The sequence below is a fragment of the Pseudolysinimonas sp. genome (genome assembly GCF_057350545.1).
Genome location: NZ_JBMRCP010000003.1, coordinates 33,551 through 48,228, shown reverse-complemented (window position 1 = coordinate 48,228; position 14,678 = coordinate 33,551). Strand labels below are relative to the sequence as shown.

The following is a 14,678-nucleotide window of genomic DNA, read 5'->3' as shown; positions in this document are numbered from 1 at the left end:
CAGCGTAGTGACCCCGTCCTCCGCTGCCGATGAGACCGCGATGCGCCTCGCCCTCGCGGAGGCGGAGCGCGCGCTCGCGACCGGGGACGTGCCGGTCGGCGCGGTGATCGTGGATGCCGCGGGCGCCGTCATCGGCACGGGCCGCAACGAGCGTGAGGCGACCCACGACCCGACGGCGCACGCCGAGGTCGTCGCGATCCGTCAGGCCACGGCGGCCCGGGGCGCGTGGCGGCTGCCCGACGCGACCCTCGTCGTCACCCTCGAGCCGTGCGTGCTGTGCGCGGGCGCGATCCTCGCGGCGCGTATCCCCCGCGTCGTGTTCGGAGCCTGGGACGAGAAGGCGGGCGCCGCGGGGAGCGTGCACGACCTGCTGCGCGACCGGCGGCTGCAGCACCGGGTCGAGGTCGTGCCCGAGGTGCTCGGTCCGGAGGGCGCCGCGCTGTTGCGCACGTTCTTCCGAGGCGCGCTCGGGTCGGAACTCTGACTCTTACTGCCAGAGCACCGCGACGAGCACGTTGATGACCGCGGTGCCGCCCGCCGCGTGGAAGGCCGGCTTGACCTTGCCGCCGCGTCGACGCTGCACGTGCGCGACGATCGCGGCGACGAGCACGACGACCGCGAGACCGAGCTTCACCGCGATCTTGACGTTGTTCACGCCGAGGTCGGTGGCTTCACGCACTCCGACGAGCGCGAGCCCGGTGACGACCTGCGTGATCGCACCGGTGAGCATGACGCCGGTCGCGAAGCCCTCCTTGGCGCGGAGTTGCACGAAGAAGGTGCCGACGATCGCGGAGAGGCCGAGGATGTGCAGGGCGAGCAGGACGAGACGGACGATCTCGAGGGATTCCATGGTGACTCCGTTCGGGTGGATCGGTCGTGTCGACGATCAGTCGTGCGACTGGATGATGATCGCGTCGGTTCTCGTGTTCGACCCGGCGACGTAGATGTCGGGCTCGATGTAGATGACGCGCGCGACCGGCACCGCCTCGCGCACGGCCACCTCGATCTCGTTGATCGCCTTCGCGATCTCGGCGGCCTTCGTCGTCTTCGACACGGCGACCTTCGCCGCGACCATGAGCTCGTCGGGACCGAGGTAGAGCGTCTTCATGTGGATGATCGCCTCGACGTTCTTGTGCCCGGTGAACGCGGCGCGGATCTTCTCGACGTCGGCGCGCGAGCCGCCTTCGCCGACGAGGAGGCTCTTCGTCTCGATGCCGAGGATGACCGCGACGCCGATGAGCAGCACGCCGATCGCGATCGTGCCGATGGCATCCCAGATGACGTCGCCGGTGAGCAGCGAGAGGCTGACGCCGATGAACGCGAAGGCGAGACCGGTGAGGGCCGCGATGTCCTCGAGCAGGATGACCGGCAGCTCGGGCTGCTTCGCGTGACGGATGAACGCGATGAGGCTGTCTTTGCCGCGGGCCTTGTTGGCCTCGATGACGGCCGTGCGCAGCGAGAAGCTCTCGAGCACGATCGCGATCGCGAGCACCGCGAGCGGGATCCACGGGAGGTTGAGCTCCTCGTGCGCCTCGAGCTTGTGGATGCCCTCGTAGAGCGAGAACATGCCACCGACCGAGAACAGGATGATCGCCACGACGAACGCGAACACGTACCGCTCGCGGCCGTAGCCGAACGGGTGCGTCTCGTCGGCGGCCTTCTTCGCGCGGCGCCCGCCCACGAGCAGCAGCACCTGGTTGCCGGCGTCGGCGACGGAGTGCACACCCTCGGCGAGCATCGAGGCCGAGCCGGAGATGCCGGCGGCGATGAACTTCGCGACGGCGATGCCGGAGTTCGCGAGGAGTGCCGCGATGACCGCTCTCGTGCCGCCTTCGGTGCTCATGCGCTCCAACTTACACTCGGGTTATGAGTGCCCCTCTTCCCCGCATCGCCATCCTCGGAGCCGGCTCCATGGGCGGCGCCATCCTCGCCGGACTCGTCGAGTCGGGCCTCGCCGTCGACGGTGTCGCGGTCACCAACCGCTCCGCCGCGAAGGCGGACGCCGTGCGGCTGCCGGGAGTCGACTCCTACGCGCTCGAGACCCATCCGGAGGCGAATGCGACCGCGCTCGAGGGTGCTCGCGTCGTGATCGTCGGCGTGAAGCCCGCGATGGTGCCGGCGCTGCTCGAGGAGGTCGCGGAGTTCCTCGCCCCCGACGCGATCGTCGTGAGCGTCGCCGCGGGTGTCACGACGGCGACGATGGAGGGCATCGTTCCGAATCCCGTCGTGCGGACGATGCCGAACACGCCGTCGGTCGTCCGCCGCGGGGTCACCGGCCTCGCGGCGGGGTCGCGTGCGACGTCGGAGCAGATCGCCCTCGTGCGCGCCGTGTTCGAGACCGTCGGCGCCGTCATCGAGCTCGCCGAAGATCGCATCGACGCCCTCGGCACGATCTCGGGGTCGGGCCCCGCGTACGTGTTCTTCCTCATCGAGCAGCTCACCGGCACCGCGCAGCGGCTCGGCTTCAGCGTCGACGAAGCTCGGCTCATGGTCGAGCAGACGTTCCTCGGCGCGACCGAGCTGCTGCAGTCGTCGGATGTCGACCCGGCAGAACTCCGACGTCGCGTCACGAGCCCGAAGGGCACCACCGAACGCGCGATCGCCGTGATGGCGGAGGCAGACCTCGGCGGCATGTTCGACCGGGCGACCGCCGCCGCCCTCGCCCGCACCCGCGAGCTCGCCCTCGGTGGTTGAGTAGCGCCGAAGGCGCGTGTCGAAACCGCCCTTCGAGTTGCCCGGGTGAGGTCTCGACACGCCGCTGCGCGGCTACTCGACCACCGACGTCAGCTCTGAAGAGCAGAGAACTTGTCGAGGTCGGCGGTGTTGCCGGACGCGATGATGAGGTCGTGGTTCGACACCACCGTGTCGGCCGTCGCGTAGGTGAAATCCTTGCCGGGACTCTTCACCCCGACGACCGTGATGCCGTACTTCTGGCGCACGTGGGCCTCGGAGAGGGAGAGCCCCCGGATCGGCTTCGGCGGGTACATCTTCACGATCGCGAAGTCGTCGTCGAACTCGATGTAGTCGATCATCCGCCCCGAGACGAGGTGCGCGACGCGCTCGCCGGCCTCCGCCTCCGGGTAGATCACGTGATTGGCGCCGATGCGACTGAGGATCTTGCCGTGCGACTGGCTGATCGCCTTGGCCCAGATCTGCGGGATCTTGAGGTCGACGAGGTTGGCGGTGATGAGCACCGACGCCTCGATCGACGACCCGACGGCGACGACCGCGATCGAGAAGTCGCCGGCGCCGATCTGGGTCAGCGCATCGATCGAGCGGGCGTCGGCCTGCACGGCGTGCGTGACACGTTCCGCCCACTTCTGCACGAGTCCCGCGTCCTCGTCGACGGCGAGCACGTCGCGGTCGAGCCGCTGGAGTTGACCCGCCGTGGCGGCGCCGAAACGGCCCAGCCCGATCACGAGCACGGGCGCGTCGTGCGCGATCTTCTCAACCAACGATCGGCCTCTCCTCGGGCCGGCGGAACAACTGCCGGCGGGTGCTCGCCGCGAGGGCCGCGGCGAGAGTCACGGTACCAAGACGACCCAGGAACATCGTCGCCGCGAGCACGTATTGGGCGGCATCCGACGTGGATGCCGTGAAGCCGGTCGTGAGACCGCACGTCGCGAAGGCGCTGATGACGTCGAACAGGATGTAGTCGAGCGGCACGTCGTCGGTGATCAGCAGGAGGGTGATCGTCGCCACCGCGACGACGGTCGCACCCCCGAGAACGACCGACACGGCGAGGCGCAGCACGTCTTGGGGGACGCGGCGCTTGTACGCCTCCATGTCGTCGACGCCCCGCGCCTCGGCGAACGCGGCGAGGAACAGGATGGCGAGCGTCGTCACCTTGATGCCGCCCGCGGTCGAGGCTGAGCCGCCGCCGATGAACATGAGCATGTCGGTGATGAGCAGGCTCGAGCCGTCGAGCTGCGACATGTCGAGCGTCGCGAAGCCGCCCGACCTCGCCATCTGCGAGATGAACAGCGACTGGAGTATTCGTTGGTCGAACCCCATCCCGGCCATCGTGTCGGGGTTGTCCCACTCGAGCAGGAGGTACGCGACGGCGCCGCCGAGGGTGAGCAGCGCGAACGTGATGAGGGTGAGCTTCACGTGGAGCGACCACCGGTGGGGCCGCTTCAGGTTCTTGCTCAGCACGTAGATCACGGGGAATCCGATCGCGCCGAAGATCACGCCGATCATGAGGGCCCCGAGGAACCACCAGTCGGAGCCGTATGGCTCGAGGCCCGTGCTCGTCGGCAGGAAGCCCGTGTTAGTGAACGCCATCGCGGCGATGTAGATGGACTCCCACGCGGCCTCGAGCGGGGGCACGCCTTCGATCAGCATGCGCGGGAAGATCAGCACCGCCACGAAGAGCTCGATCACGACGACACTCAGCGCCACGGTGAGCAGCAGGCTGCCGGTCTCGCCGAGTCGCACCGCCTGGCTCTCGGAGACGGGGCCCTTGCGGATGCGCAGCGGGTTGGCGTCGCCCGCCGCCATGAGCTTCTGCCGCAGTCCGAGCTTGCGGCTGATGATGAGCCCGAGGATCGACGCGACGGTCAGCACGCCGATGCCGCCGATCTCGACGCCGACGAAGACGAAGATGTGGCCGACCGGTGACCAGTAGGTCGCCATGTCGACCGTCGAGAGTCCGGTAACGCAGATCACCGAGACGGCCGTGAAGATCGCCTCGACCAACGGTGCGCGCGTACCCGACGTCGTCGCGACCGGGAGCGAGAACAGCACCGTGAAGATCGCGATGAGCGTGGCGAACACGAGCACCGCGAACCGGGCCGGGGTTCCGGAGGCGAAATCTCGCAGCCGGTCCTGGATGCGGGCGCCGAGGGAGTCCTGCTGCACAGGCCGCGCGTGCATCCCTCTCCTTGCTCTTGCGGAACAGGTGCACATGCTACTCGCGTGGCGGCGCGGCTACCCTGAGGGGCATGGCCGACATCTTCGACGTGCTCGCCGACGGCACGCGGCGCGACATCCTGCGTCGCCTCCTCGACGGTGAGGCGACCGTCGGCGATCTGGTCGAGAAGCTCGGCTCGACGCAGCCGACCGTGTCGAAGCACCTCGCCCAGTTGCGGGATGCGGAACTCGTCACCGTGCGGGAAGACGGCCGTAAGCGCATCTACGCGCTGCGGCGGGCACCCCTCGGAGTCGTCGACGCCTGGCTCGCGCCGTTCCTCGAAGACGCCACCGGCGGTGCGGGTGCCGCCGCGGCGGGGCCCACGATCTTCGCCGCGTGGGCCGGCTCAGACGCCGGCGACCGGGTCGGTCGGGTCGCTGCGGAAGCCGCCCACAACGCCCGCGTCGCCCTCGAGGCCGCGCAAGAGAAGCTGCAGGGCGCCCAGAAGCGCGTGAGCGAGAAGCTACCGCGCCGGCGGAGCGACGACTAGTCTGAGCGGTCGAACGCACTCGCGTCACACCAGCCACAGCCGCACCAGGGGGCGACATGCCAGGAGCACTCTCCGACATGCGTTTCCTGACCGTCGCCGAAGTCGCTGAGATGATGCGCGTCTCGACGATGACCGTCTACCGACTGGTCAAGTCGGGCGAGCTGCCGGCGGTGCGTTTCGGGCGGTCCTACCGCATCCCGGAGTCGGCGGTCGCAGCCGCCGTAGAACTCCCGGATGTGTCGGGTCACCGCGCAGGGTAGACTCGCCCCTTGTGATTTCCGCGGTTCGATGAGGGCCCGGGTGGGCTCGACGAATCGAATCGAGGTGAACGATGGGCTCCGTCATCAAGAAGCGCCGCAAGCGCATGGCGAAGAAGAAGCACCGCAAGCTGCTTCGCAAGACGCGTCACCAGCGTCGCAACAAGAAGTAAGTCGTGCGTCGGGGCCCGGACGGGCTTCGCGAGTCAAGAGCGGGGACCCCTACCCCGATTGACTCGCGAAGCCCATCCGGCCCCCGTCTGCGTTAAGGGGCGGAGGAGCGGCGGGCGCTGCGTCGCACGCGGCGGGCTTCGCGGCGCACGCGACGCTGCGCACCGCGGATGCTGCGCGGGGTGAGCCGCATCATCGGCCAGCCGTTCTCCTCCGCGTGGCGGGCGAGTTCGGCATCCGGATTCACCGCGACCGGGTTGCCCACCATCGCGAGCAGCGGGATGTCGTTGCGGCTGTCGGAGTACGCCCAGCAGTCGGCGAGCTCGGCCTTCGCGGTCGCGGCGAGGTCGCGCGCGGCGACGGCCTTGCGCTCCGCGTGGAGCGTGTGACCGACGAGCCGCCCCGTGTAGACGCCGTCGACCGACTCCACGACCGTGCCGAGGGCACCGGTCAGGCCGAGGTGCTTCGCCATGACGGCGCCGATCTCGACGGGGGTCGCCGAGACGAGCCACACCTCGTGGCCCTTCGCGATGTGCTCCTGCGCGAGGCCGACGGTCTCGGGGTAGAGGCGCTTCGAGATGCGGTGCTGCCAGATGTGCTCGGCGAGCGACGTGATGTCGGAGACCTTGTGGCCCTTCGCGAGGCCGAGGGCGCGGTCGCGAGCGTTGTCGAGGTGGTCCTGGTTCTCGCCGACCGAGATGAACCGACGCTGGTGCCAGGCGAAGCGGGCGATCTCGCGGAAACCGATGATCTTGCGTGCCCAGGCCTCGCGTCCGAGGTGGAAGAGGCTCGTGCCGCGCATGAGCGTGTTGTCGACGTCGAAGAAGGCGATGATCGGGCGGTCGCTCGGCACGGGGAGCTCGTGGGCTCCGGTGACTGCATCGTCGCCGGGGGGCGGGCTCGGGGCGGCGGGCGTCTCCTCGGGCATCCCCCCAGGGTAGCCGCCTCCTATTCTGAGGAGGTGTCCCCGACCCGCGTGCTGCTCCTCGGCAAGCCCGGGTGCCATCTCTGCGACGACGCGCGCGCGATCGTCGCGCAGGTGCTGACGGAGTTCCCCGCCGTCGCGTTCGAGGAGCGGTCGATCCTCGACGATCCTGCCCTCCTCGACGCCTATGCGGAGGAGATCCCCGTCGTGCTGCTCGATGACAGGGTGCACACCATCTGGCGCGTCGACGCCGACCGACTCCGAAAGGCCCTCGCATGATCCGTCACCTCGTCCTCTGGAAACTCGCCGCCGAGACCGCTGAGGAGAAGGCGGCGGTCGTCGCCGAGATGGTGGAACGCTTCGGCGCCCTCGTGCCGCTCATCGACGGCACCGAGCGCCTCGACATCCGGGCCGACCTCGGAGAGACCGACGGCAACTGGGACGTCGTGCTCGACTCCGACTACCGTGACGCGGCCGCACTGGACGCGTACCAGGTGCATCCCGCGCACGTCGAGGTCGCCGCGTGGGTGCGCTCGGTCGTCACCGCTCGGGTCTGCGTCGACTTCGCGGCCTAGCCGCTGACGCGGGGCGGGCGTAACCTGAGCGCAGGTCAGGACCCTCGAAGGGACGCACCCATGAAGTTTCAGATCGTCAAGGGCAAGAGCGCGACGCAGCCGTTCTTCTTCCGAATCGTCGCCGCGAACGGCCAGACCCTCGCCGTGAGCGAGAACTACGCGGCGAAGGCGTCCGCGAAGAGCGCCGTCGAGTCGATCATGAAGAACGCCGCGGGCGCGAAGTTCGAAGACCTCAGCTGAGGCGTCCCGCGCCTCAGCGTCGGATGACGATCGACCGTCCGGCGAGATCCTGCAGCCCCCGGTACTGCGGGCGCACGGCGAGCACGACGAGCAGGGTGACCCAGCCGGCCAGCGGCGGGAGGAGCACGACGGCGAAGAACGCGTCACCGGCCGCCGGGGGCAGGAACAACGTGAGGTAGCCGACCAGGAACGTCAGGCCGATGGGGGCGACGATCACGAGGCTCCGCAGGATCGACCGCCAGCCGATCGGCCGACCGGTGACGGCATCCACGACCTTGATGCCGACGATGGCCTTCGACGGCGTCACCCCGAGCGTGGCGGTGAGCACCGTCGAGAGCAGGGCCGAGACGAACGGCACCGCGAAGATCGGGTAGAACGCCAGGTCGTACGCCGAGCCGAGCCCGGCGAACACGGCGAGCACCGTGACGACGACCGTGCCGACGCCGTCCATCGTGAACGCGAGCGCGCGGAGCACGGGATGAGCGAGCGCGGGGCCGGACGGGAGCGGATAGGGCGGCGCCGCCGCCGCGGGCACCTCGGCGACGTCGAAGATCTCGACGCCGGGAATCGGCGGCGGTCCGTCGGGCTGCGGGACGGCGGGAGGCTTCTCGTCGCTCATGCCCGGCAGCCTACGGGGCGCATCCGGCGCTGAGCGCAACCCCTTCGGCGACGGCGTCGAGCGATCTAGGTTCGAAGCGTGCTGAGAGGGAGCAGGCCGCTCGTCATCGCGATGCTCGCGCTGACGCTGCTCGCGGCGTGCGGGATCAGCGTCCCCTCCGATCCGGAGGGGACGCTCGACCGCGTGCGCGGCGACGTGCTTCGGGTCGGCGCGACGTACCACGATCCATGGGTCGTCGTGACGGCTGGTGACGATCCGAACGGCGACGAGCCGGCACTCCTCGACGACTTCGCGGCGACGCTCGACGCCGAGATCGTGTGGACGGTCGGCAACGAGGAGTCGCTCGTCGAGTCCCTCGAGCGCGGCGAGCTCGACGTCGTGATCGGCGGCTTCACCGACGCCACTCCGTGGACCGACCGCGCGGCGATGACGGTGCCCTACCTCGAGGCTCCGGGCACCGACGGCACGCCGCAGAAGCACGTCATGCTCGTGCGGATGGGCGAGAACCGGTTCCTCGTCGCGCTCGAGGAGTTCCTGCTCGAGTCGGGCGGTGGCGGATGAGCCGGCGGTTCGGGCGCACCGAGCTTCCCGCGGAGGAGCAGGAGGCGCTGAGGCGCGCGAAGCGGCTCGAGTGGGCGACGCTCGGCTTCCTTGCCGTGGCCATCCCGGTGGTGTTCCTCGTCATGGGCAACTCGCAGGCGATGCGCACCGCGTGGGCGGAGGACCTGCTCTCGCTCGCTCCGCCGATCGCATTCCTCGTCGCGGTGCGCATCGTCAACAAGCCGCCGAGCCGCGTCTACCCGTACGGACTGCACCGCTCGGTCGGCATCGGTCACCTCGTGGCGGCGCTCGCGCTGCTGTCGATGGGCGGGTTCCTCCTGGTCGACGCCGCCTCCGGGCTGCTGAGTGGCGAGCATCCTCCGATCGGAGTCATGAGCCTCTTCGGCGTGACGTTCTGGTCGGGCTGGGCGATGATGACCGTGATGGCGCTGACCATCCCGATCCCGGCCATCCTCGGTCGCAAGAAGATGCGGCTGGCCGAACAGCTGCACGACAAAGTGCTCTACGCCGACGCCGACATGAACAAGGCGGACTGGATGACGGCTGCCGGGTCGATCGTGGGGGTCGGCGGCATCGGGCTCGGCCTGTGGTGGGCGGATGCCGCCGCTGCACTCTTCATCTCCGGCAGCATCGTGTGGGACGGCGTGAAGAACCTCCGATCCGCGGTCGTCGACCTCGCGGACCGGCGCGCGATGGGATACGACGACGCTGACCCGCATCCGCTGATCGGTCGCGTCGAGGAGTTGCTCCGGGGCCTGCGCTGGGTGGATCAGGCCGGGGTGCGCGCGCGCGACGAGGGGCACGTCTTCCACGTCGAGGCCTTCGTCGTCCCCCGACGCGGCAGGGCCCCGTCGCTCGAGCAGCTCATCGACGCCCGCACGCGCGTCGCCGACCTGGACTGGAAGCTCGACGACGTCGTCATCGTGCCGGTGGCCGAGCTGCCCGACGAAGTGGGCGGAGCGGGCGGCGACCGGCAGTCGGCGAAGAACAGCTGACCGCCCCGTACCTCAGGGTGTGAGGCGGTTGGGGCCGCGGAACAGGTAGGTGACCTCGCGGATCGACGGCTGATGCAGCAGCAGCATGAGCACGCGCTGCAGTCCCATGCCGAACCCGCCGTGCGGCGGGACGCCGTAGCGGAAGAAGTCGAGGTAGAAGCCGAGCTCCTCGGGGTCGAGGCCCTTCTCCTTCGCCTGTTCGACGAGCACGTCGATGCGGTGCTCGCGCTGGGCGCCGGTCGAGATCTCCACGCCGTTGAAGATGAGGTCGTACGAGTTGGTGAGCCCCGCGTCGTCCGCATGGCGGCGGTGGTAGAACGGCCGGATGCTCGAGGCGTAGTCGGTGAGGAACACGAACTCGTGGCCGTACTCCTCCTTCACGTAGGCGGCGATCTGGCGCTCGCCCTCCGGGTCCATGTCGGCGTCGTTGCGAGGCACGGTGTACCCGCGCTTCGCGACGATCTCCTTCGCCTCGGCGAGCGGGATGCGCGGGAACGGCGTCGTGGGAACCGTCACCTCCACCTCGAATGCGGCGAGGATCTCGTCGCCGTGCTTCTCTTTGACCGCGGTGAGGCCGGCGACGAGGAGCTCCTCGTGCATCTGCATGACGTCTTCGTGCGAGTCGACCCACGAGACCTCGGCGTCGACCGAGATGAACTCGGTCGCGTGGCGCGAGGTGAACGACGGGTCGGCGCGGAACGCCGGGGCGACCTCGAAGACCTTGCCGAAGCCCGCGGGCTGGGCCATCTGCTTGAAGAACTGCGGGCTCTGCGCGAGGTACGCCTTGCCTTCGAAGTAGTCGACCTCGAACAGCTCGGCCCGGCCCTCCGACGCGGACGCCATGAGCTTGGGGGTGTGGATCTCGATGAAGCCGTGTTCCACCCACCAGGTGCGCAGCGCGTGCAGGAACGTGGTCTGCACACGGAAGACGAGGTTCTGCTCCGGTCGGCGCAGGTCGAGGAAGCGCCAGTCGAGGCGCTTGTCGATCGACGAGTCGTCGGCGATCGGCGAGTCGAGGGCCGCGCCGACGACCTCGAGGGAACCGATCTTGACCTCGAGCCCGCCGAGCTTGACCCGCTCATCCTTCTTGAGCTCGCCCTCGACGGAGATGAACGACCCCGCGGAGAGCCCGGAGATGAGGGAGGTGATAGTCGGGTCGCCCTCGTCGCCCTCGCGTACGGCGGGGTTGACGAGCTGCGCCGCGCCCGACTCGTCGCGCAGCACGATGAACTGCACCTTCTTCTGATCGCGCACCGTGTCGACCCAGCCCGCGACGCGGACAGGACCTTCCGGGGCGGCGGCGAGGTCGGAGATGAGGGTGCGTGACGTCACGGGGGACGAGTCTAGTTCCGGGTCGACCGGCGTTCCCCCAGCGCGGCATTCCCTCAGCCTGTGGGCTCGTAAGCTCGGAACCGTGCCTGCGGAGAGAGTCCACCTGGTGCGCCACGGCGAGGTCGAGAACCCCCTGGGCGTGCTCTACGGGCGCATCGAGGGCTACGGCCTGAGCGAGCGCGGCCACCGGATGGCGGAACTCGCCGCCGCCTCGTTGGCCGGCCATGACATCCGGGCCGTCGTCGCGAGCCCCCTGCAGCGCACGCAGGAGAGCGCCGCGCCGTGGGTCTCGCGGTTCGGTCACGGGCTGGAACTCGACGAGCGGCTCATCGAGCCGACCAACGTGTTCGAGGGCATCAACATGCGCCGCGACCTCCCACGGCGCCCCGACCTGTGGCGGCACCTGCGCAATCCGCAGAAGCCGTCGTGGGGCGAGCCGTTCCTCTCGGTGCAGGCGCGCATGATGGCGGCGATCGCGGCGCACTGGCAGGAGCACGACGGCGGCGAGGTCGTGCTCGTGAGCCACCAGATGCCGATCGTCATGGTCGCGCGCACCGTGGCCGGCGTGCGTCTCGCCCACAACCCGTCGAAGCGCCGCTGCGCGCTGTCGAGCATCACGACGCTCGAGCGCCGCGGCGAGAGGTTCGTCGAGGTGTCGTACGCCGAGCCCGCGGCCGCGTTGCTCGCCGACGCGATCGACACGGGGGCCGTGTGATGCGTCGTCTCATCTCGGTCGCTGCGGCCGGCCTCCTGCTGCTCGCCGGATGCACGTCGACCGACGGCATCGCGGGGGAGAACACCGGCGGGTACATCTCCGGTGACGGGTCGGTGCTTCTCATCCCGGCCGCCGATCGCGTCGAGGTGCCCGAGTGGGGCGGTGACACGGTCGACGGCGACACCGTCGCGAGTTCGTCGCTCGACGGCGTCGTGGTGCTCAACTTCTGGTACGCCGGTTGCCCGCCGTGTCGGCAGGAGGCGCCCGACCTCGAGGCGGTGAACGTCGAGTACGCCGACCGCGTGCTGTTCCTCGGCGTCAATACGCGCGACTCGACCGAGACCGCGTCGACGTTCGAGCGCGACTTCGGGGTCACGTACGACTCGATCCTCGACGTGTCGACGAAAGACGTCATGCTCGCCTTCGCGGGCGACGTGCCGCCGTCGGCGGTGCCGACGACACTCGTGCTCGACGCCGACGGCCGCGTCGCCGCCCGCATCTCGGGGATGCTGCCGAGCCCGACGACGCTCGCCGACATCCTCGACGACGTGCTCTCCGAGAACTCGTGAGCGCGCGCCGTGGGTGACGTCGTCGCCGACGGCGGGCTGTGGCTCGCCGTGCCGATCGCCCTCGCCGCGGGACTGCTGTCGTTCCTGTCGCCGTGCGTGCTGCCGCTCGTGCCGGGGTACCTCGGCTACGTGTCGGGGGTCGCGGGCGGTGCCGAGAAGAAGCGCAGCCGCTTCGTGCTCGGGGCGCTGCTCTTCATCCTCGGCTTCACGGTCGTGTTCGTCGTCGTCAACTTCCTCGGCGCCACGACCGCGCGCTTCTTCCTCGAGTACGGCGAGCTGCTGCAGCGCATCGGCGGGGTGGTCGTCATCCTGCTCGGCCTCGTCTTCATCGGACAGGTGACCTTCCTGCAGCGCACGATCAAACCCGCGTGGCAGCCGCGCACGGGGCTGCTCGGGGCGCCGCTGCTCGGCATCGTGTTCGCGATCGGCTGGACGCCGTGCATCGGCCCGACGATGGCGACGGTGTTCCTCGTCTCCGGTTTCGATCCCGCACGCGCCGTGCTGCTCGCGATCGTCTACTCGCTCGGGCTCGGCATCCCGTTCCTGCTCGTCGCTCTCGGCTTCGGCTGGGCCACCGGCGCCATCGCCTGGATCCGGAAGCGCATCCGCCTCGTCAACATCCTCGGCGGCGTGCTGCTCATCCTCGTCGGCCTGCTGCTCGTCACCGGGGTCTGGAACCTCCTGATGTCGAACTTCCAGGCGGTGATCAATGGCTTCGTTCCGGCCCTCTGACGCCATCTCCGCCGACCCCGCCGACGCGCCCGACCCCGACGGCGGCCCCGAGCTGCCCCGGCTCGGGTTCGTCGGTTTCGCACGCTTCGTCTGGCGGCAGCTCACGAGCATGCGCACGGCCCTCGTGCTGCTACTCCTGCTCGCGCTCGCCGCGGTACCCGGCTCGCTCGTGCCGCAGCGCTCCTCCGACCCGAACGGCGTGCTGCAGTTCCGCGCGCGCGACCCTGAGGGCTTCGCGATCCTCGACTCCCTCGGGGTGTTCTCCACCTTCTCGTCGCCGTGGTTCTCGGCGATCTACCTGCTGCTGTTCGTCTCGCTCATCGGCTGCATCCTGCCGCGCACCAAGCACCACCTCGACGCGATGCGATCGCGCCCGCCGAAGACGCCCGCCCGCCTGGCGCGGCTCGTCGGGTACACCGAGGGCACGACGGCGGCGGGTGCGGAGACGGCCGTCGAGAGCGCGCGGAAGGTGCTCAAGGGGCAGGGCTACCGCGTCGAGCGCTACGGAGACTCGATCTCGGCGGAGCGCGGGTACCTCCGCGAGACGGGCAACCTCATCTTCCACACGGCGCTCGTCGGCGTTCTCGCGGCCGTCGCGGTGGGCGGCGGCTTCGGCTACAACGGGCAGCGGCTGCTCATCCAGGGCGAGCCGTTCGTCAACATCCTCGCCGACTACGACTCGTTCTACCCGGGCGCGTGGGTCGACGCCGACAACCCCCCGCTCGACCCCTACGCACTGCGGCTCGACGACTTCACGGGCACCTACGAGCTCGACGCGCAGGCGCGCACCTGGCATCCCCTCGACTACGACGCGACGATCAGCGTGCGTGAGCGCGGCGGCGACTGGGTCGAGCAGACGCTCAAGGTGAACTCGCCGCTCGACGTCGGTGGCACGTCGGTCTACCTCCTCGCGAACGGGTACGCCCCGGTCGTGACCGTGCGCGACCCCGACGGCACCGAGGTCTTCCGGCAGGCCGTGCCGTTCCTCGCGATCGACGCCAACTTGTCGAGCACGGGAGTCATCAAGGTGCCCGACGGCCTCTCCGACGAGCTCGGTCTGCAGGGGTTCTTCTACCCCGGCGGGGCGGTCGACGCCGGGGGCGGGCTGCTCACCTCGTTCGCGCCGGTGCTGAGCGACGACGCCCTGCTGACCCTCACCGTCTACCGCGGCGACCTCGGCCTCGTCGACGGCAGCGGCGGCAACGTCTACACGCTCGACACCTCCGAGATGGAGGAGCTCGCGGGCCGCGCCGAGCCGCTCGTGCTCCAGGTCGGCGACACCGTCGACCTCCCCGACGGGATGGGCACGATCGAGCTCGAGGCGGTGACGAACTACGTCGGCCTCGACATCCATCACGACCCCGCGCAGGTGTGGGTGCTCGGCTTCGCGCTCGCCGCCGTCGGCGGGTTGCTCACGAGCCTCTTCATCCCGCGACGGCGGATGTGGATCAAGGCGACCGCGGGCGACGGCGGCACCCGGCTGGAGTACGCCGGTCTCGCCCGCGGCGAGGACCCGACGCTCGAGGCCGCGGTCGCCGACCTCGCGCGCGACCATGCGGAAGCCCTCGCCGGGCGCCGAGATTAG

21 protein-coding genes are annotated in these 14,678 nt (G+C 69.7%); 14 read left to right on the top strand and 7 right to left on the bottom strand.

Going from position 1 to position 14,678, the window contains the following annotated elements; genetic code table 11:
* Positions 1-7 precede the first annotated feature (7 nt).
* Positions 8-484 carry a tRNA adenosine(34) deaminase TadA gene (tadA, locus tag ACO1X9_RS00505; RefSeq protein ID WP_486348870.1) on the top strand — a complete coding sequence of 159 codons (477 nt, stop codon included), beginning with the start codon at positions 8-10 and terminating at the stop codon, positions 482-484.
* Positions 485-487: 3 nt separating this feature from the next.
* Here the strand turns inward: tadA and ACO1X9_RS00500 are convergent, their stop codons facing one another.
* Both ACO1X9_RS00500 and ACO1X9_RS00495 read right to left on the bottom strand, forming a co-directional pair.
* On the bottom strand, positions 488-850 hold the full coding sequence (locus ACO1X9_RS00500) for a hypothetical protein (RefSeq protein WP_486348869.1): 363 nt from the start codon (positions 848-850) through the stop codon (positions 488-490).
* 36 nt (positions 851-886) lie between these two features.
* On the bottom strand, positions 887-1,843 hold the full coding sequence (locus ACO1X9_RS00495; RefSeq protein ID WP_486348868.1) for a cation diffusion facilitator family transporter: 957 nt from the start codon (positions 1,841-1,843) through the stop codon (positions 887-889).
* Positions 1,844-1,866: 23 nt separating this feature from the next.
* Between ACO1X9_RS00495 and proC the strand changes: the two genes are divergently transcribed.
* The gene (gene proC / locus ACO1X9_RS00490) at positions 1,867-2,694 is read left to right on the top strand and encodes a pyrroline-5-carboxylate reductase (protein WP_486348867.1); all 828 of its coding nucleotides are present in this window, start codon (positions 1,867-1,869) and stop codon (positions 2,692-2,694) included.
* An 89-nt stretch (positions 2,695-2,783) separates the two neighbouring features.
* Here the strand turns inward: proC and ACO1X9_RS00485 are convergent, their stop codons facing one another.
* Positions 2,784-3,455: a potassium channel family protein gene (locus ACO1X9_RS00485; protein WP_486348866.1), complete on the bottom strand. Its 672-nt coding sequence runs from the start codon at positions 3,453-3,455 to the stop codon at positions 2,784-2,786.
* Positions 3,448-4,875, bottom strand: a complete 1,428-nt coding sequence (locus ACO1X9_RS00480) for a TrkH family potassium uptake protein (RefSeq protein ID WP_486348865.1) — start codon at positions 4,873-4,875, stop codon at positions 3,448-3,450. Before ACO1X9_RS00480 ends, ACO1X9_RS00485 begins: the two co-directional genes overlap by 8 nt.
* A gap of 68 nt (positions 4,876-4,943) precedes the next feature.
* On the opposite strand from ACO1X9_RS00480, the gene ACO1X9_RS00475 reads away from it, so the two are divergent.
* The 3 genes from ACO1X9_RS00475 (at position 4,944) to ACO1X9_RS00465 (ending at position 5,832) form a co-directional block, all read left to right on the top strand.
* Complete coding sequence (locus tag ACO1X9_RS00475; RefSeq protein WP_486348864.1) at positions 4,944-5,402, top strand: ArsR/SmtB family transcription factor; 459 nt, start codon at positions 4,944-4,946, stop codon at positions 5,400-5,402.
* A 56-nt stretch (positions 5,403-5,458) separates the two neighbouring features.
* Entirely contained in the window at positions 5,459-5,662 is a 204-nt protein-coding gene (locus ACO1X9_RS00470) for a helix-turn-helix domain-containing protein (RefSeq protein WP_486348863.1), read from the top strand.
* A gap of 71 nt (positions 5,663-5,733) precedes the next feature.
* Positions 5,734-5,832: a 30S ribosomal protein bS22 gene (locus ACO1X9_RS00465; protein ID WP_003792170.1), complete on the top strand. Its 99-nt coding sequence runs from the start codon at positions 5,734-5,736 to the stop codon at positions 5,830-5,832.
* 92 nt (positions 5,833-5,924) lie between these two features.
* Here ACO1X9_RS00465 and ACO1X9_RS00460 read toward each other — a convergent pair whose 3' ends face one another.
* Complete coding sequence (locus ACO1X9_RS00460) at positions 5,925-6,758, bottom strand: HAD family hydrolase (protein WP_486348862.1); 834 nt, start codon at positions 6,756-6,758, stop codon at positions 5,925-5,927.
* Positions 6,759-6,791: 33 nt separating this feature from the next.
* Here ACO1X9_RS00460 and ACO1X9_RS00455 point away from each other — a divergent pair, with 33 nt between their 5' ends.
* Genes ACO1X9_RS00455 through ACO1X9_RS00445 form a run of 3 tightly spaced genes read left to right on the top strand, consistent with a single transcriptional unit; the run spans position 6,792 to position 7,570 of the window.
* Entirely contained in the window at positions 6,792-7,034 is a 243-nt protein-coding gene (locus tag ACO1X9_RS00455; protein ID WP_486348861.1) for a glutaredoxin family protein, read from the top strand.
* Entirely contained in the window at positions 7,031-7,330 is a 300-nt protein-coding gene (locus ACO1X9_RS00450; protein ID WP_486348860.1) for a Dabb family protein, read from the top strand. The genes ACO1X9_RS00455 and ACO1X9_RS00450 overlap by 4 nt, the downstream gene beginning before the upstream one ends.
* A 60-nt stretch (positions 7,331-7,390) precedes the next feature.
* Positions 7,391-7,570, top strand: a complete 180-nt coding sequence (locus ACO1X9_RS00445) for a YegP family protein (protein WP_486348859.1) — start codon at positions 7,391-7,393, stop codon at positions 7,568-7,570.
* A 13-nt stretch (positions 7,571-7,583) separates the two neighbouring features.
* Here the strand turns inward: ACO1X9_RS00445 and ACO1X9_RS00440 are convergent, their stop codons facing one another.
* The gene (locus ACO1X9_RS00440) at positions 7,584-8,189 is read right to left on the bottom strand and encodes an RDD family protein (protein WP_486348858.1); all 606 of its coding nucleotides are present in this window, start codon (positions 8,187-8,189) and stop codon (positions 7,584-7,586) included.
* Positions 8,190-8,267: 78 nt separating this feature from the next.
* Between ACO1X9_RS00440 and ACO1X9_RS00435 the strand changes: the two genes are divergently transcribed.
* Positions 8,268-8,750, top strand: a complete 483-nt coding sequence (locus ACO1X9_RS00435; RefSeq protein WP_486348857.1) for a transporter substrate-binding domain-containing protein — start codon at positions 8,268-8,270, stop codon at positions 8,748-8,750.
* A complete protein-coding gene (locus tag ACO1X9_RS00430) occupies positions 8,747-9,745 on the top strand; it encodes a cation efflux transmembrane domain-containing protein (RefSeq protein ID WP_486348856.1) in 999 nt (332 codons plus the stop codon). Before ACO1X9_RS00435 ends, ACO1X9_RS00430 begins: the two co-directional genes overlap by 4 nt.
* 12 nt (positions 9,746-9,757) lie before the next feature.
* On the opposite strand, the gene aspS is transcribed toward ACO1X9_RS00430, so the two are convergent.
* Positions 9,758-11,077, bottom strand: coding sequence for an aspartate--tRNA(Asn) ligase (aspS, locus tag ACO1X9_RS00425; protein ID WP_486348855.1), 1,320 nt, complete (start codon positions 11,075-11,077; stop codon positions 9,758-9,760).
* An 82-nt stretch (positions 11,078-11,159) separates the two neighbouring features.
* Between aspS and ACO1X9_RS00420 the strand changes: the two genes are divergently transcribed.
* From ACO1X9_RS00420 to resB, 4 genes are read left to right on the top strand one after another with little or no spacing between them, the layout of a single operon-like run.
* Positions 11,160-11,792 (top strand): histidine phosphatase family protein, encoded by a 633-nt coding sequence (locus ACO1X9_RS00420; RefSeq protein ID WP_486348854.1) that lies wholly within the window; start codon positions 11,160-11,162, stop codon positions 11,790-11,792.
* Entirely contained in the window at positions 11,792-12,361 is a 570-nt protein-coding gene (locus tag ACO1X9_RS00415; RefSeq protein WP_486348853.1) for a TlpA family protein disulfide reductase, read from the top strand. Before ACO1X9_RS00420 ends, ACO1X9_RS00415 begins: the two co-directional genes overlap by 1 nt.
* Before the next feature lie 9 nt (positions 12,362-12,370).
* A complete protein-coding gene (locus ACO1X9_RS00410) occupies positions 12,371-13,093 on the top strand; it encodes a cytochrome c biogenesis CcdA family protein (RefSeq protein ID WP_486348852.1) in 723 nt (240 codons plus the stop codon).
* Positions 13,071-14,678 (top strand): cytochrome c biogenesis protein ResB, encoded by a 1,608-nt coding sequence (resB, locus tag ACO1X9_RS00405; RefSeq protein ID WP_486348851.1) that lies wholly within the window; start codon positions 13,071-13,073, stop codon positions 14,676-14,678. Before ACO1X9_RS00410 ends, resB begins: the two co-directional genes overlap by 23 nt.

Coding starts and splice junctions, on each gene's coding strand:
- ACO1X9_RS00500 (WP_486348869.1), bottom strand. CDS start 850: ATGGAATCCCTCGAGATCGTCCGTCTCGTCCTGCTCGCCCTGCACATC.
- ACO1X9_RS00495 (WP_486348868.1), bottom strand. CDS start 1,843: ATGAGCACCGAAGGCGGCACGAGAGCGGTCATCGCGGCACTCCTCGCG.
- proC (WP_486348867.1), top strand. CDS start 1,867: ATGAGTGCCCCTCTTCCCCGCATCGCCATCCTCGGAGCCGGCTCCATG.
- ACO1X9_RS00480 (WP_486348865.1), bottom strand. CDS start 4,875: ATGCACGCGCGGCCTGTGCAGCAGGACTCCCTCGGCGCCCGCATCCAG.
- ACO1X9_RS00475 (WP_486348864.1), top strand. CDS start 4,944: ATGGCCGACATCTTCGACGTGCTCGCCGACGGCACGCGGCGCGACATC.
- ACO1X9_RS00470 (WP_486348863.1), top strand. CDS start 5,459: ATGCCAGGAGCACTCTCCGACATGCGTTTCCTGACCGTCGCCGAAGTC.
- ACO1X9_RS00465 (WP_003792170.1), top strand. CDS start 5,734: ATGGGCTCCGTCATCAAGAAGCGCCGCAAGCGCATGGCGAAGAAGAAG.
- ACO1X9_RS00460 (WP_486348862.1), bottom strand. CDS start 6,758: ATGCCCGAGGAGACGCCCGCCGCCCCGAGCCCGCCCCCCGGCGACGAT.
- ACO1X9_RS00450 (WP_486348860.1), top strand. CDS start 7,031: ATGATCCGTCACCTCGTCCTCTGGAAACTCGCCGCCGAGACCGCTGAG.
- ACO1X9_RS00445 (WP_486348859.1), top strand. CDS start 7,391: ATGAAGTTTCAGATCGTCAAGGGCAAGAGCGCGACGCAGCCGTTCTTC.
- ACO1X9_RS00440 (WP_486348858.1), bottom strand. CDS start 8,189: ATGAGCGACGAGAAGCCTCCCGCCGTCCCGCAGCCCGACGGACCGCCG.
- ACO1X9_RS00430 (WP_486348856.1), top strand. CDS start 8,747: ATGAGCCGGCGGTTCGGGCGCACCGAGCTTCCCGCGGAGGAGCAGGAG.
- ACO1X9_RS00415 (WP_486348853.1), top strand. CDS start 11,792: ATGCGTCGTCTCATCTCGGTCGCTGCGGCCGGCCTCCTGCTGCTCGCC.
- resB (WP_486348851.1), top strand. CDS start 13,071: ATGGCTTCGTTCCGGCCCTCTGACGCCATCTCCGCCGACCCCGCCGAC.